Origin of the sequence: Leucobacter sp. wl10, from assembly GCF_003569785.1 — a bacterium.
GTDB lineage: Bacteria > Actinomycetota > Actinomycetes > Actinomycetales > Microbacteriaceae > Leucobacter.
Map to the genome: position 1 here is coordinate 83,209 of NZ_KZ983989.1, position 13,587 is coordinate 96,795.

Here is a 13,587-nt window from a genome sequence, read left to right on the forward strand (position 1 = left end):
AGGGGGCCGGCTCTCGCCGGCCCCCTGTTGCGAGGGCTACTTGGTCTTGCCCTCGACCGCCTTCTGGAAGACCGGGTTGTTCGACGCGTCGTACTTGTAGATGCCGATGAACGCCGACGCGGGGTCGTTGTTCTTGTTCAGGGGGCCGGTGCCCGCCTTGCCGACGTAGCGGATGTCCGATCCGTCGGCGATCAGCGCCTTGCAGTCGGCGAAGGTCTTGCACTCCTCGCCGCCGTCGGCGCCAGAGACCGCCTGCAGATTCTTCCGGATCGATTCGGCGTCGGTCGCCCCGGCCTTCTCGGCCGCCAGCGCGACGAGCGTGACCAGGTCGTACGCCTCGGGCGCGTAGGTGAAGCTATCGAGGGTGCCGTCGAACTGCTCGGTGTAGATCGACTCCAGCTGCGCCTTGAAGTCGTCGTTCGCCTGCGCGCCCGGAATGGACGCCTGGGCACCCTCGAGCGTGCCGGGGTCGAAGGCCTCCTCGTAGCCGTTGGCGTTGCCGTCGACGAGGTAGAACGTCGACGTGTCGAGTCCCTGGTTCACGGCCTCCGGAACGATCTGGGCGAACTGGTCGTAGGTCACTACGACGACCGCCTCGGCGCCCGACGCCTTCACCGCGCTGATCTCGGAGGCGAAGGAGGTCTGCTCGGTCGGGAACTCGTTGCCGTCCCCCTTGCCGCCGTAGACGACCTCGGCGCCGCCCGCCTCGACGGTCTGCTGGATCACGTCGCGCAGGCCGAGGCCGTACGGGTCGTTGAAGGTCAGGAACGCGACCGAGGTCACGCCGTCGGAGAGGATCTGGTTGCCGAGCGCGTCGCCCTGCACCGTGTCGGGCGGGGCGGTGCGGAAGTAGTTGGGGCTGATGCCGCTGAGGTCCTGCGAGGTGTTCGACGGCGAGCCCATGAGCATCCCCGCCTCGGCGATCTTGTCGACCACCGCTTGCGTGCGGCCCGATCCCATGGCGCCGAGCACGAAGGAGGCGCCGCTCTTGATCACTTCGCCCGCGCCCTTCTCCACGACCGTCAGGTCGGTCTGGTCGCCCTCGTTCGCGTTGGCGACGATCTCGACGTCCTGGTCGAGCACGCCGCCCGCGCCGTTGATATCCGAGAGCGCCTGCGCGATGCCCGCCTGCACGGGCGGCATGAGGAATCCGAGCGAACCGGTCTGGGGCAGCAGCGTCGCGATCTGCAGGGGGCCGGTGCTCTGCTTCGAGGCGCCGTCCGTCGTCGACGCCGAGTCGCCGCCGGCATTACCGCTGCTCGAACAACCGGCCAGCACGAGTGCCGCGCTGGCGACCAGGGCGAGCGCCCCGGCCGTCTTCCTGGTGTAAACCTTCATTGGGCTACGCCTTTCTCACGTATCGCATGCGCTCCGCTGTCGAAGCGCTGCAACCGAGACTATCCCTCCGAGCACGGCCCATCGATCCCGACACCACCGGCGCAACAAACTTGTTAGAAAGTTCAGCGCCGAGGCAGTGCCGAACCCACAACGATCAGTCCTCCTCGCGCCCGATCCGCTGCCCCACCACCGCCGAGATCCCGTCCTGGCGCATCGACACTCCGTAGAGCGCGTCGGCGATCTCCATAGTGCGCTTCTGGTGGGTGATGATGATGAGCTGGGAGTTCGCGCGCAGCCGCTCGAAGACCTGCAGCAGCCTGCCGAGGTTGGCGTCGTCGAGCGCCGCCTCGACCTCGTCCATGATGTAGAAGGGGCTCGGGCGCGCCTGGAAGATGGCGATGAGCCACGCCACGGCGGCCAGGGAGCGCTCGCCGCCCGAGAGCAGCGAGAGCCGCTCCACCTTCTTGCCCGCCGGCTTCACCGCCATGTCGATGCCGGTGTTCAGCAGGTCGCCGGGGTCGCTGAGCATGATCTCGCCCGAGCCGCCGGGGAAGAGGATCGGGAACACCTCGGCGAACGCCGCCCTCGTGTCCTCGAAGGCCGCGGCGAAGATGCCCTGCATCTTCTGGTCGAGCTCGTCGATGATCGCGAGCAGGTCGGTGCGCGTCTTCGTGAGGTCGGTGAGCTGATCCGACAGGAACCGGTGCCGCTGCTCGAGCGCCGCGAACTCCTCGAGCGCCAGCGGGTTGATGCGGCCGAGCTGCGCGAGCCGCCTCTCGGCCTTCGCGAGTCGCGCCTCCTGCTCCGCCCGCACGAACGGAGCGCCGTCGGCGCCCGGCTGCTCGGGCTGCTCGGGCTGCTCGGGCTGCTCTGGCTGCTCTGGCTGCTCCGTGGGGATCGGCACGTCCGGCCCGTACTCCGCGATGAGCACGTCCTCGACGAGCCCCAACTCGTTGCCCGAGCGCTCCAGCAGCGACGAGAGCTGCAGCTTGCGCTCGTAGCTCCTGAGCTCGGCCCCGTGCACGCGCTCGGTGAGCGCCTGCAGCTTCTGGCGCAGCGCCGATTCCTCCGAACGCAGCAGCGTGAGCTCCTGGCTGTGCCGCGCGCGCTCCTGCTCCGCGTGCTGCTGGGCGAGGCGCGCCTCGGCGAGCGAGCGGTCGCAGGCGTCGAGGATCGCCGGCAGCATGTCGGCCACCCGTTCGGCCTGAGCCACCTGACGCGAGCGCAGCACGGCCCGGCGGGCGGCCTCCTCCGCGGCCCGGCGCTCGGCCTCGAACTGCTCGGCGAGCGTCCGCCGGTGCGCGGCACCCGCCCGCGAACGCTCGCGGGCGGTCTCGAGCGCGAGACGCGCCTCCATCTCGGCCGCGCGGGCCCGATCGACCTCGGCGACCAGCCCCTCGCGCTGCGTCGCGTCGAGGATCGGCCTCGGCTTCGCCTCGGCCTCCGCGCGGGCCTGCTCCGCGCGCTCCGCCTCCCTCGCGGCCTCGGCGGCGCTCTCGGCAACCGTCGCGATCGTCTGGCGCGCGCGCTCGGCCTCCGCCTGGGCCGCCTCGGCACGCGCGGCGAGGCGGTTGCGCTCCCGCGACAGCTCCGCGAGGCGCGCGTCGGCGGCGCGAAGCTCGGCGTACGCCTGCTGCGCGTCGGTCTTGGCGCGGGCGGCCCCCGCCCGCAGCTCCGCCAGCTCGGCCTCGGTCTCGGCGATCCGCTCGGCCACCGCGGCCCGGCGCTGCTCCGCCTGCTCCAGCTCGGCGGTCAGCTCGATGCGGGAGGGCGCGAGCCCGGATCCACCGCTCAGCGTGTGCTCGGTGAGCACGTCGCCGCGGGCGGTGACGATGGTGAAGGCGGCGGAGGGGAACCGCGCGCGCAGCTCGTCGGCCGCGGCGACCGCCTCGGGCAGCTCGGCGGCCACGTAGCTGCGCGCGAGCACCCCCCGAACGCCGTCGGGCGCGTCGAGCAGCACCTCGGAGACTCGGGTGAGACCCGCGATCTCGGGCGCGTCGCTCTCGGCCCCCGCGCGCGCCGGAAACCCGTTGCGCGCGATGACCGCCCGCATGCGGCCGAGATCCCGCTCCCTCGCAACGGCCGCCGCGGCCTCGGCGTCGCCCGCCGTCTCGGCCAGCAGCGCGTCGGCGAAGACGCCGAGCGCCGCGCCGACGGCTGCCTCGTAGCCCTCCCGCACCCGCACCCGATCCGAGATCCGCTCGCTGATGCCGCCGAGCCCCTCGGCGAGCAGCGCCCCGGAGGCGTCCCGCTGATCGAGCGAGCGCGTCAGGGCGCTCGCGCGGGCCTCGAGTCCCGCGCGCTCCTGCTCCAGCTCGTGCAGGCGATCCCGCGCCTCGTCGCGTCGCTGCTCGCTCGCGCCCTGCCGCTCCTGGGCCGCGCGGTAGGCGTCGTCGAGCCCCGTCTCCGGCGTCTCCCCGATCTCCTCGCGCGCCTCGAAATCGGCGAGCTGCCGCCGCGCCTCCTCCACCCGCTCGTCGGCCTGCGCGACCGCCTGCTCGCGCCTGGCGACCTCCTGGGCCACCGTGGCGCGCTTCTGCTCGGCGGCCTCGGCGCGCCCGCGCAGCTGCGAGAGCTGCAGGTCGTGCTTCGACACGAGCTCGCTCTGCGCCGCGATGTGCTCGTCGATCGCGTCGAGCGCCTGCCGCGCCCGCCGCGTCGCCGATCCCGCGCGCTGCCACGCGGCCTCGGCCTCGGGGATGAGCGCCTCGAGCCGATCCGCCTCGGCCCCGGCCTCGTCCACGGCGGCTCGGCTGACGCGGTTCGGCTGCTCGGGTGCCTCGGCCTGGGTCGCCAGGAAGGTGAGCCGCTGCTGCGCCTGCGCGTAGAGCCCCCTCAGCCTCGACTGCGCGGACTCGAGGCCCATCGTGACGCGGCGCGCGGCGTCCAGCTCGTCGCTCTGCTGGTCCTGCTCGAGCCGCTCGATGCGCAGCTGCTTCTGCTCGACCCTCTCCTGCAGCACGATGCGCTCGGAGTGCTGCTCGGCCTCGTCCTTCGCGAGCTCGTCGAGCTCCCGCCTCAGCCGGAACACGTCGTCGGCGAGCAGACGGGCCTTCGCGTCGCGCACCTCGGCGGCGATGCCCTGCGCCTGTTTCGCCACCTCGGCCTGGCGTCCCAGCGGCTTCAGCTGCCTCCGGATCTCTCCCGCGAGGTCGTTCAGGCGGGTGAGGTTCGTCTCCATCGCCTCGAGCTTGCGCAGCGTGCGCTCCTTGCGGCGCCGGTGCTTCAGGATCCCGGCGGCCTCCTCGATGAAGCCCCTTCGGTCCTCCGCGGTCGCGCGCAGCACCGCGTCGAGCTGCCCCTGGCCGACGATCACGTGCATCTCGCGCCCGAGACCCGAGTCGCTCAGCAGCTCCTGCACGTCGAGCAGACGGCACTGCTCGCCGTTGATCGCGTACTCGCTCGCCCCGTTGCGGAAGAGCGTGCGGCTGATCGTCACCTCGGAGTACTCGATGGGCAGCGCGCCGTCGCTGTTGTCGATCGTCAGCCGCACCTCGGCGCGTCCGAGGGGCCCGCGGGTGGAGGTGCCCGCGAAGATGACGTCCTCCATCTTGCCGCCCCGCAGGGTCTTCGCCCCCTGCTCCCCCATCACCCACGCGAGCGCGTCGACGACGTTCGACTTGCCCGAGCCGTTGGGCCCCACGATCGCGGTGACGCCGGGCTCGAACTGGAAGGTGGTCGGCTGCGCGAAGGACTTGAAGCCCTTGAGCGTGAGGCTCTTGAGGTGCACGCCGCCGCCTTTCTCGCTCGGGGTTTCGGGGTTTCGGGGTCGTGTGCGGCGACGTCCCGGTGATCCGGGATCGCCGATCGCTACGACTTTACCCGCCCGCGCCCCGCTTGCCCGCCTATTGCGCGGCGACGTCGGCTATTGGGCGGCGGCCGTCGGGAGGCTGCTGCGCGGCTGCTACCGCGCGACGGCTACCGCGCGACTCGCTCGATAACGCCCGTCGCCGCCAGCAGGCCGACCGCGACGATCACCGCGATCGCCGCCGCGAGGAGCGGCCAGAGCATCTTCCCGCCCCGCCGGGTCGAGGCCCAGATCGCGAGCGGATAGGCGATGGCGCTCTGCAGGAAGACGGGGAGGGCGAAGAGGATCCAGAACCAGAAGAAGTCCATGAGCGGGGGCGCGCAGTAGTCATCCGGCGAGCACGTGTAGCCGATCGACGAGATCAGCAGCCAGGCGAATGCGAGGAGCGCAACCGCGGCGAGGCCGAGGAAGCCGAAGATCAGCATCTGCGAGAACGGGAAGTAGCGTTTCAACCAGGGGCCGATCGCCCAGGAGAGCGCGCCCAGCACCGCCGGGATCGGCGCGATGAACGCCAGACCGTAGACGAGCGTCCGGCCGGCGAGCAAGGCCGGCCCCCAGATCACGAGGAGGGATATCGGGGCCGCGGTCGCCCCCACGAGCACGGAGCTCAGCAGCGTGCGCCAGGCGATCCCCCACCGCGACAGCGCGAGCCAGGGGTGCCCCTCGGGCATGCCGGGCACGGTCTGATGCAGATCCACCATGCCACCACGCTATCCGTGCCCGACGCCTCGGCGGTGACGCCGGCCCGCAGCGGAAGATTTTGTCTATCGCTCACCAAGGATCGTCGCGAATCTTTGGAATCCCGCGGGTGCTCCCCGACCCCACAGTGTCGGTGGCTGGGTGTTGACTGGCCTCATGGAAGATCTCACGCACCTCATGACCGACGAGCAGCGCGCGGCGCTGGCCGCCGGGGTGGCGGCGGTCGAGCGGATCGAGACGATGATCCATCAGCTGGAGTACCTCAAGTCCCTCCAGCTCGCCGGGCTGACCCGGCTCGCCTCTCAGATCGCCCGCGCCGAGGGGCACGCGGATCACGGCGAGCTCGTGCACCGCGCCGTCGAGGCCGAGGTGGCGGTGGCGACGCGCACCGGCCAGGCGGCGACGGCGCACCGCATGGGGCACGCGGACCTGCTGCTGGACCGCTACCCGGCGATCTCCGATGCCTTCGGGGCGGGGCGGGTGTCGCTGCGGCACTCCGAGGTCATCGTCGACGCGGGCCAGATCGTCGCCGCGCCCCGAGCGCGCGCCGCGTACGAGGCCGAGGTGCTGCCGCTCGCGCTCTCCATGACCGCCCGTCAGCTCCGGCCGCACGCTCGGCGCCTCGCCGAGCACTTCGCCGAGCGCAGCATCGACGAGCGGCATCGAGATGCGCGCGAGCGGCGGTGCGTGCGCGTGATCGACCTCGACGACGGCATGGCGCAGCTCGTCGCCACCGTCGGCGCCGCCGAAGCGTACGCGATCAAGGATCGCCTCGCCCGTCTCGCGCATCGCGCACGCTCCGCCGACGGGGGCGCCGGCGCCCCCGCCGCGCGAACCCTCGCGCAGGCGCAGGCCGATGTTCTCACCGATCTGCTGCTCGCCCGCGAGCCGGGCACGGGCGACGGGCCGAGCGCGATCGCGGGCCGCGTGCAGGTGACCGTCCCGGTGCTCGCGCTGGCGGGGGCGCCCAGCACCCCCGAGGCGGCGCCGCACCTCGGTCCGGCGGAACTCGAGGGCTACGGCCCGATCGACGCGGCGACCGCACGACGCCTCGCGGGTCGCGCCACCGGTTGGGACCGGGTGCTCACCCATCCCGTCGACGGCTCGGTGCTCGCGGTCGACCGCTACCGGCCGAGCGAGGCTCTCAGGCGCTCCCTCGGCGCGCGCGACCAGCACTGCCGGTTCCCCGGCTGCACCCGCCGCCTCGATCACTGCGACCTCGACCACACGGTGCCCGCCGCGCGGGGCGGGCCGACGGAGCCCGGCAATCTCGCCCACCTCTGCCGCAAGCATCACACGCTGAAGCACTTCGAGTTCCTAGCCGGCTGCGGTTGGAGGCCGCGGCAGCGCTCCGGAGGAACGATCGAGTGGCTCAGTCCCACCGGCCGCGGATACCGGGACACCCCGACGAGCCGGGTGCGCTTCGCACCGGTCGCACACTGCTAGGCCCAATGCTAGAGCCAATGCCCCGCTCGACCGGGACCCTCATCGTCGAACGAGCCGGTGTGCAGCGTCTGCACGCAGTACCCCCGGCCAGGGTTTCGAGTCCGAGATCATCGAGTCGCGCGGGAGCGGCTTTCGCCCTGACGAGGTCGATCGTCTGCTCGAGGAGTTCCCGGTCGATCCAGTCCCGCACCATGAGCATCATGGTCCAGTCCCAGCGGGATGCATCGAGGGCGCCGGTGAACGTCTCCATGTCCTCGGCCCACCACAGTCCCTCGGGCGGTGTACGACGGGTCGCCGTTCGGGTCGCCGTGGCCGTCGATCATGAGGTACCGCGTCTCGGGGATCTACACGACGCGGAACTCGCCGAGCGCCGCACCGGGGGCGCCGCGCCGCGCGTCACCGAGCGCGCATCGACGCGACGGCCTCCGAGAGCAGGCGCCGGGCCTCCGCGGCATCGTCGACCGACAGGTAGAGCTGATTGAAGTGCTGGCTCCCGTCAAGCCTGATGCTGAGCGCTTCGCCGGATCCGGAGTAGTTCCAGTAGTGCCGCTCACCTCTCGGATGGAAGGTGCCGGACAGCTTGACGAAGGTGTCGAGACCGGGACCGCGCCAGCCCCTCGGCACCCGGTGGGGACGGGGCTCGACACGAACCTCCGCGATGCTCGCGAGCGGAACCACCACCCGGCGCCGAAAGCTCCATACACGATCGAGACCCCGTGGAACGACTATCAGCGCACCGTCCTCGATCCGCAGCACGTTCCGAGCAGCCATGGCGACAAGCCTATCCGCAGCCCCTCCTCGGGTCGAGCGCCCCGGGTGATTCACCGCCGCTACCGTCTGCCGGAAGCGTGACGGCCGGCATAATGTTAACATTGCTTACATTATCGGGGAGGAGTCCATGGGCACGAACGCGGCGAGGACCGACTATCACCACGGCGATCTGCGGTCGACGTTGGTTCTCGCGGCGCTGGAGATGCTCGAGGCCGGTGAGCCGTTCTCGTTGCGCGCGGTCGCCCGCCGAGCAGGCGTGTCCACCGCCGCACCCTACCGGCACTTCGCCGACCGCGAGGCACTGGAGACGGCCTTGGCGGTTCACGGACTGCGCGAGCTGACGAGCGACCTCGCCGCGGGCACGGACCCCCTGGTATCGGCTGTCGAGATCGGCGAGCTCGCCGTCGGCTACGTGCGCTTCGCGCTGCGCAGGCCGGCACTGTTCCGGCTCATGTTCGGACGGGCGTGCGACGACCAGGACGACGACAGGGTGCGGGCCGCCCGTGCGCTCCACGACTATCTCGAGGCCGTCATGACGGAGATCTTCCCGCAGTCCGATCCCGCGCCCCTCGCCACCGCCGGGTGGTCCCTGGCTCACGGGCTGGCCTTCCTGCACCTCGACGGCAAGCTCCCCAGCACCGATCCGGTCGCAATCGACGAGCGCGTGCGGTCGACCTTCGCCGCCGTCCTCCCACCCGCCGCCCGACCCGGAATCGAGGAGCCGTGAGCACCCGTATCCTTCTCGTCGTCACGAACGTCGATCGCTACGCCTCCGACCCGTCGCATCCGACGGGTCTGTGGCTGTCGGAGCTGACCCACGCCTACGACATCTTCGCCGAGCACGGTTTCGAGCAGACCATCGCGAGTCCGACCGGAGGCAGGTCGCCGCTGGAGCCGCGGTCGCTGAAGTTTCCGAGCTACGGCAGGTCCGCCAGGGCGTGGCACGGCGAGCCGGCGCGGATGGCGCTGCTAGAAGACACGGCCAGCCCCGAGCGGATCGACTCGGCCGACTACGACGCGATCTACTTCACCGGCGGTCACGCGGTGATGTTCGACTTCCCCGGCAGCGAGGGGCTGCAGCGGATCACCCGCGAGATCTTCGAGCGCGGCGGTGTCGTCGGCGCGGTCTGCCACGGGTACTGCGGATTGCTCGACACACGGCTCTCGGACGGCAGCCATCTCGTCTCCGGTCGCAACCTCACCGGCTTCTCCTGGCGGGAGGAGGTTCTCGCCGGCGTCGACGGGCTCGTGCCCTACAACGTGGAGGAACTGATGAAGGAGCGCGGCGCGCGCTACTCGAAGGCGCTGCTGCCGTTCGTCTCCAACACGGTCGTCGACGGCAGGCTCGTCACCGGCCAGAACCCCGGCTCGGCGAAGGAGACCGCGACCAGGGTCGCGGAGCTCCTCTGACCGCCGAAGAGCTCACCCGGGAAGACCATTCCGTACACCGTCGTCCCCGGGTGGGCGTTCAGGATCGGCGGACTCGTCGATCCAGCGCTCAAAGAGGCGGATGAACGGATGCCCCGCTACCGGCGGAACGACACCTTCGACTCCGCGAAATTCACGATGCGGTTCCCCGGCTTCCCGATCACGACCTACCCGGAAGGGATCGCACACCTCCTCGAGATCTAGCATCGCTGCGGGGGTCGACACCGTCGAGGATGAGGTCCAGGCCGTCTGCGAACCAGTCTCGGCTGATCGGCGGTGCTGGCCCCGCGATGAGCTCGGTCAGCCGTGGAAATTCTGAGAGGTCGACATCTCGGAGTCGTTTCCGCCATGCGTGGCCGGGGTTGTCGCCTACGCCGGGCGCTCATCGTGATGGGGAACATCGGCGACCGCATCGGGCGACGCAAGCTGCTGATCGCGACCCCGCTGCTCGTGCCTGAACACCGCAACGCCGCATCGACCCGACTCGATGCTGGTCGGGGTGATGCTCCACAAGGCGCAGTACCTGCAGTTGGTCGCCGGCCTCTCCCCGCTGATCGCGGTGGGGTCGATGGCCGTGCTGTCATCCGCGCTTGTGGGCCGGTTCGGCTGCGCGGTCGTGTTCGGGGCGGGTGCCGCGGTCGCGGCGGCCGGGATGCTCGTGTTCAGCAGGGTTCCCGCCGACGGCGGGCTCCCACTGGCGATCATCGCCTCGGCGTTCATCGGAGCCGGTATCGCGCCCATGATGACCCTGGCGACCGATGTCGTCGTCGGTTCCGCGCCACCGGAGCGCCCGGGTGCGGCATCGGCGCTGTCGGAGACGGCCAGCGAGTTCGGTGCCGCATGGGGCATCGCCGCTCTCGGCTCGATCGGCGCAGCGCTGTACCGCGCGCAGGCGCAGGGCGGCGTCCCCGACGACATCCCCGCTGAAGTCGCCGACGTGATCGGCTCCAGTCTCGGAGCCGCGCTCGGTATCGCCGAGCAGCTTCCCGACGACGACGCAGCGCATCCGACCGCACTCGTCCGGCAGTCGTTCATCGGGGGAAGGACGGCACGGTGAGCGCCGACGGAGAGGCCCGCTGAGTCGTGCGGTGACACCGTTCTCAGCGGCAATCGTATCCATCTGCGTCCACCTCGCCCTGCTCGCCGTCGCTGGAGCCGGTCAGCTCAAGAACTCCGAGATCCCCGGAAACGCTGGCATTTCGGGCAGAAGTGCGACGAACGGTTCATGAAGGCGGTCCGCTTGATGGGGCCTCCACACCGACTGCAGGGCTGTCCGGTTCGTCCGTAGACCTCGAGTTCTCGCGCGAAGTAACCCGCCCGCCCGTTCACGTTGACGTACTGCGCATCGAAGCTCGTGCCGCCCTCCGCGAGCGCCTGGGCGAAGACCTCGCGCACGCGCGTGAGCAGCTCTCGCGCCTTGCGCGGCCCCAGCGAGCGCCCCGGGGCTTCCGGGTGCAGCCGCGCGCGCCACAGCGCCTCGTCGGCGTAGATGTTGCCGACGCCGCTCACGAGGGTCTGGTCGAGCAGCAGCTTCTTCGCTCCGGCCGCGCGGGATCGCAGCGCGACCACGAACGCCCCGTCGTCGAAGAGCGGGTCGAGCGGGTCGCGGGCGATATGGCCCGACTGGCTCGGGATCGTGCCGCCGCCCGGCGCCGGCACGAGCGCGTCGAGCGCGAGGGATCCGAAGAGCCGCTGGTCCGCGAAGTCGAGCCGCAGCTCGCCGTGGGCCGGGTGCTCGATCCAGAGCCGGATCCGCACGTGCCGGTCGTCGGCGGCCTCGAGTGAGCGCAGCAGCAGCTGGCCGCTCATGCCGAGATGCGCCAGCAGCGCGACCCCCGGCTCGGCGCCCCCGCGCTCGGGCGCGACCGGGATCCACAGGAACTTGCCGCGCCGCTCGGGCGCCGCGAGCCGCAGCCCGACCACCCGCCGCTCGAAGTCGGCGGAACGGGCGCGACCCGCCTCCGGCGGCAGGTGGCGCTTGAGCGCGCGCGGATCCAGCACCTCCGCGCCGATGACGCGCGCCCCGGTGACGGCGGGGGCGAGGCCCGCCCGCACCACCTCCACCTCCGGCAGCTCAGGCACGCTTCTTGCGGCGGGCGCGCAGCTGCTCCACCGCGTCGCGCGCGGCGGCCAGCTCGGCCACCTTCTTGCTGGTGCCCTCGCCCACGCCCGTCACCCCGTCGAGCGCGACCCGCGAGGTGTAGCGGCGGTCGTGGTCGGGGCCGCTGCCGGTGGTCTCGTAGGGCGGGTGCGGCTGGCCGCGCCGCGCCGCCTCCTTCTGCAGGGACGTCTTCGGGTCGAGCGTCACCGTGAAGCGCTCGGGGTCGGCGAGCAGCGGGGCGACGAGGTCGAGCACGAAGCGGTCCGCGGTCTCCGGGTCGGTCGAGAGGAACGCAGCGCCGATGACCGCCTCGACGGCGTCGGCCAGGATCGAGTCCTTGTCGCGTCCCCCGGTGAGCTCCTCGCCCCGGCCGAGGCGCAGCGACGCGCCGATCCCGAGCCCGCGCGCCACCTCCGCGAGCGCCACTGTCGAGACGAGCGCGGCACGGCGCTTCGCGAGCTCGCCCTCGCTCAGTTCGGGGTATTCGCGGTAGAGCTTGACCGTGACGGCCTGCCCCAGGATGGAGTCGCCGAGGAACTCGAGGCGCTCGTTGTGCGGCGCACCGCCGTGCTCGTAGGCCCACGAGCGGTGCGTGAGCGCGAGCTGCAGCAGCTCCGGATCCACGGCCACCTCGAAGGGCACGAGAAAGCCGCCGGGTTCGCCCAGCGGCGTTCCCGACGGCCCTCGAGACGTGGACACCAACTCAGACGTCGGCGACCTTGCGGCCCTTGTACTCGAGGAAGAGGGGGTTGCCCTGCGAGTCCTCGACGACGCGCGCGCGGTGCGGGAGGCTGTAGACGGTGCGGCCGTTCTCGACGGTCTTCACCAGCTTGGGCGCCTCGGCCTTCCACGCCGAACGACGGTGACGGGTGTTCGAACGCGACATCTTGCGCTTGGGAACAGCCATGATGCTCTCTTTCCTAGTTGCCTTCCGGATCGGTTGACCGATCCACGTCTTCTTCCTCGGCCAGAAACCCGGCCAGCGCAGCCCAGCGCGGATCGACCGCGTCGGGCTCGGCTGCAGCCCCGGCCTCGCGGGGCTCGCCGGACTCGGGATCGAGCCCCGGGCAGTCCGGGCGACACACTGGCTGGAACGGCAGTGCAAGCACCACCGCGTCTCGGAGCGGGGGTTCAAGATCCACGTGATCACCGTGAACCCCGTACTCGTCGGCCTCCGTAGGAGTATACGCGAAAAGCTCCTGAAACTCGACTCGAAACGGCGTGGTGAACGCCCGCAGGCACCGCCCGCACTCCGCGTGCACGGTGGTGCGGGCCTCGGCGGTGACGAGAATCCCCTCGTGCACCGACTCGAGACGCGCGTCGAGATCGATCCGCTCCCCCTCGGGAACCCGCGCGAGCCCCTCTCCCAGCCTCTCCGGGGCCTCGATCTCCCGGGAGCGCTCCCGCATCTCGCCGGGGCGGTGCAGCAGCTCGCGAACGCTCTCCTGGAATATGCGCGACGTCGGCATCAGACGGGTCGCGACTTGTCGAGGAAGCGGCAGACCGCCGGCGGCACGTACTGGCTCACGTCGCCGCCGAGCGACGACACCTGGCGCACGAGCGTGCTGGAGACGTGGGCATGAGCCGGATCCGGCAGCATGAACACCGTCTCGACGTTCGCCAGGCTGCGGTTCATGAGCACCATCGGGGTCTCGTAGGCGACATCGATCTGGGATCGGATGCCCTTGACCAGCACCGAGGCGCCGACCTCCGTGCAGTAGTCGACCAGCAGGCCGACCGACCACGAGGCGACGAGGATGTTGCCCGGCATCTCGGGATCCTCGTCGATCGACTTCTGGATCAGGCCGACGCGCTCGGAGATCGGCAGCATCGCGTCCTTGCCCGGGTTGTGGACGACGAGGACGTGCACCTGATCGAAGATCCCGGCGGCGCGACGGATCACATCGAGGTGCCCCAGGGTGACCGGATCGAAGGATCCGGGAACAACGGCGATCTTGCTCATGCCCTCTAGCCTATGGGTTCGTCGATCAACGAT

13 protein-coding genes are annotated in these 13,587 nt (G+C 71.1%); 4 read left to right on the forward strand and 9 right to left on the reverse strand.

Annotation, left to right across the window (positions count from 1 at the left end; genetic code table 11):
- Nucleotides 1-36: 36 nt before the first annotated feature.
- The 3 genes from D1J51_RS04170 to D1J51_RS04180 all read right to left on the reverse strand — a co-directional run bounded on the left by D1J51_RS04170 (nucleotide 37) and on the right by D1J51_RS04180 (nucleotide 5,847).
- Complete coding sequence (locus D1J51_RS04170; RefSeq protein ID WP_119073931.1) at nucleotides 37-1,338, reverse strand: ABC transporter substrate-binding protein; 1,302 nt, start codon at nucleotides 1,336-1,338, stop codon at nucleotides 37-39.
- Nucleotides 1,339-1,492: 154 nt separating this feature from the next.
- On the reverse strand, nucleotides 1,493-5,068 hold the full coding sequence (gene smc / locus D1J51_RS04175; protein WP_119073932.1) for a chromosome segregation protein SMC: 3,576 nt from the start codon (nucleotides 5,066-5,068) through the stop codon (nucleotides 1,493-1,495).
- A 188-nt stretch (nucleotides 5,069-5,256) separates the two neighbouring features.
- Nucleotides 5,257-5,847, reverse strand: coding sequence for a hypothetical protein (locus D1J51_RS04180; RefSeq protein WP_119073933.1), 591 nt, complete (start codon nucleotides 5,845-5,847; stop codon nucleotides 5,257-5,259).
- Between the two features lie 154 nt (nucleotides 5,848-6,001).
- Here D1J51_RS04180 and D1J51_RS04185 point away from each other — a divergent pair, with 154 nt between their 5' ends.
- Nucleotides 6,002-7,291 carry an HNH endonuclease signature motif containing protein gene (locus tag D1J51_RS04185; protein ID WP_119073934.1) on the forward strand — a complete coding sequence of 430 codons (1,290 nt, stop codon included), beginning with the start codon at nucleotides 6,002-6,004 and terminating at the stop codon, nucleotides 7,289-7,291.
- Nucleotides 7,292-7,687: 396 nt separating this feature from the next.
- On the opposite strand, the gene D1J51_RS04190 is transcribed toward D1J51_RS04185, so the two are convergent.
- Nucleotides 7,688-8,062, reverse strand: coding sequence for a hypothetical protein (locus tag D1J51_RS04190; protein ID WP_162903654.1), 375 nt, complete (start codon nucleotides 8,060-8,062; stop codon nucleotides 7,688-7,690).
- Between the two features lie 127 nt (nucleotides 8,063-8,189).
- Here D1J51_RS04190 and D1J51_RS04195 point away from each other — a divergent pair, with 127 nt between their 5' ends.
- The 3 genes from D1J51_RS04195 to D1J51_RS04205 all read left to right on the forward strand — a co-directional run bounded on the left by D1J51_RS04195 (nucleotide 8,190) and on the right by D1J51_RS04205 (nucleotide 10,547).
- A complete protein-coding gene (locus D1J51_RS04195; RefSeq protein ID WP_119073936.1) occupies nucleotides 8,190-8,789 on the forward strand; it encodes a TetR/AcrR family transcriptional regulator in 600 nt (199 codons plus the stop codon).
- On the forward strand, nucleotides 8,786-9,472 hold the full coding sequence (locus D1J51_RS04200; protein WP_119073937.1) for a type 1 glutamine amidotransferase domain-containing protein: 687 nt from the start codon (nucleotides 8,786-8,788) through the stop codon (nucleotides 9,470-9,472). The genes D1J51_RS04195 and D1J51_RS04200 overlap by 4 nt, the downstream gene beginning before the upstream one ends.
- A 517-nt stretch (nucleotides 9,473-9,989) precedes the next feature.
- Nucleotides 9,990-10,547 (forward strand): MFS transporter, encoded by a 558-nt coding sequence (locus D1J51_RS04205; RefSeq protein ID WP_162903655.1) that lies wholly within the window; start codon nucleotides 9,990-9,992, stop codon nucleotides 10,545-10,547.
- Nucleotides 10,548-10,654: 107 nt separating this feature from the next.
- Here D1J51_RS04205 and mutM read toward each other — a convergent pair whose 3' ends face one another.
- The 5 genes from mutM to coaD form a co-directional block, all read right to left on the reverse strand.
- On the reverse strand, nucleotides 10,655-11,572 hold the full coding sequence (mutM, locus tag D1J51_RS04210; protein WP_119073939.1) for a bifunctional DNA-formamidopyrimidine glycosylase/DNA-(apurinic or apyrimidinic site) lyase: 918 nt from the start codon (nucleotides 11,570-11,572) through the stop codon (nucleotides 10,655-10,657).
- Nucleotides 11,565-12,233 (reverse strand): ribonuclease III, encoded by a 669-nt coding sequence (gene rnc / locus D1J51_RS04215; RefSeq protein ID WP_119073940.1) that lies wholly within the window; start codon nucleotides 12,231-12,233, stop codon nucleotides 11,565-11,567. The genes mutM and rnc overlap by 8 nt, the downstream gene beginning before the upstream one ends.
- A 61-nt stretch (nucleotides 12,234-12,294) precedes the next feature.
- Nucleotides 12,295-12,498, reverse strand: coding sequence for a 50S ribosomal protein L32 (gene rpmF / locus D1J51_RS04220; protein ID WP_119073941.1), 204 nt, complete (start codon nucleotides 12,496-12,498; stop codon nucleotides 12,295-12,297).
- 13 nt (nucleotides 12,499-12,511) lie between these two features.
- Nucleotides 12,512-13,060, reverse strand: a complete 549-nt coding sequence (locus D1J51_RS04225; RefSeq protein WP_119073942.1) for a YceD family protein — start codon at nucleotides 13,058-13,060, stop codon at nucleotides 12,512-12,514.
- Nucleotides 13,060-13,554, reverse strand: a complete 495-nt coding sequence (gene coaD, locus D1J51_RS04230) for a pantetheine-phosphate adenylyltransferase (RefSeq protein ID WP_119073943.1) — start codon at nucleotides 13,552-13,554, stop codon at nucleotides 13,060-13,062. The genes D1J51_RS04225 and coaD overlap by 1 nt, the downstream gene beginning before the upstream one ends.
- Nucleotides 13,555-13,587 lie beyond the last annotated feature (33 nt).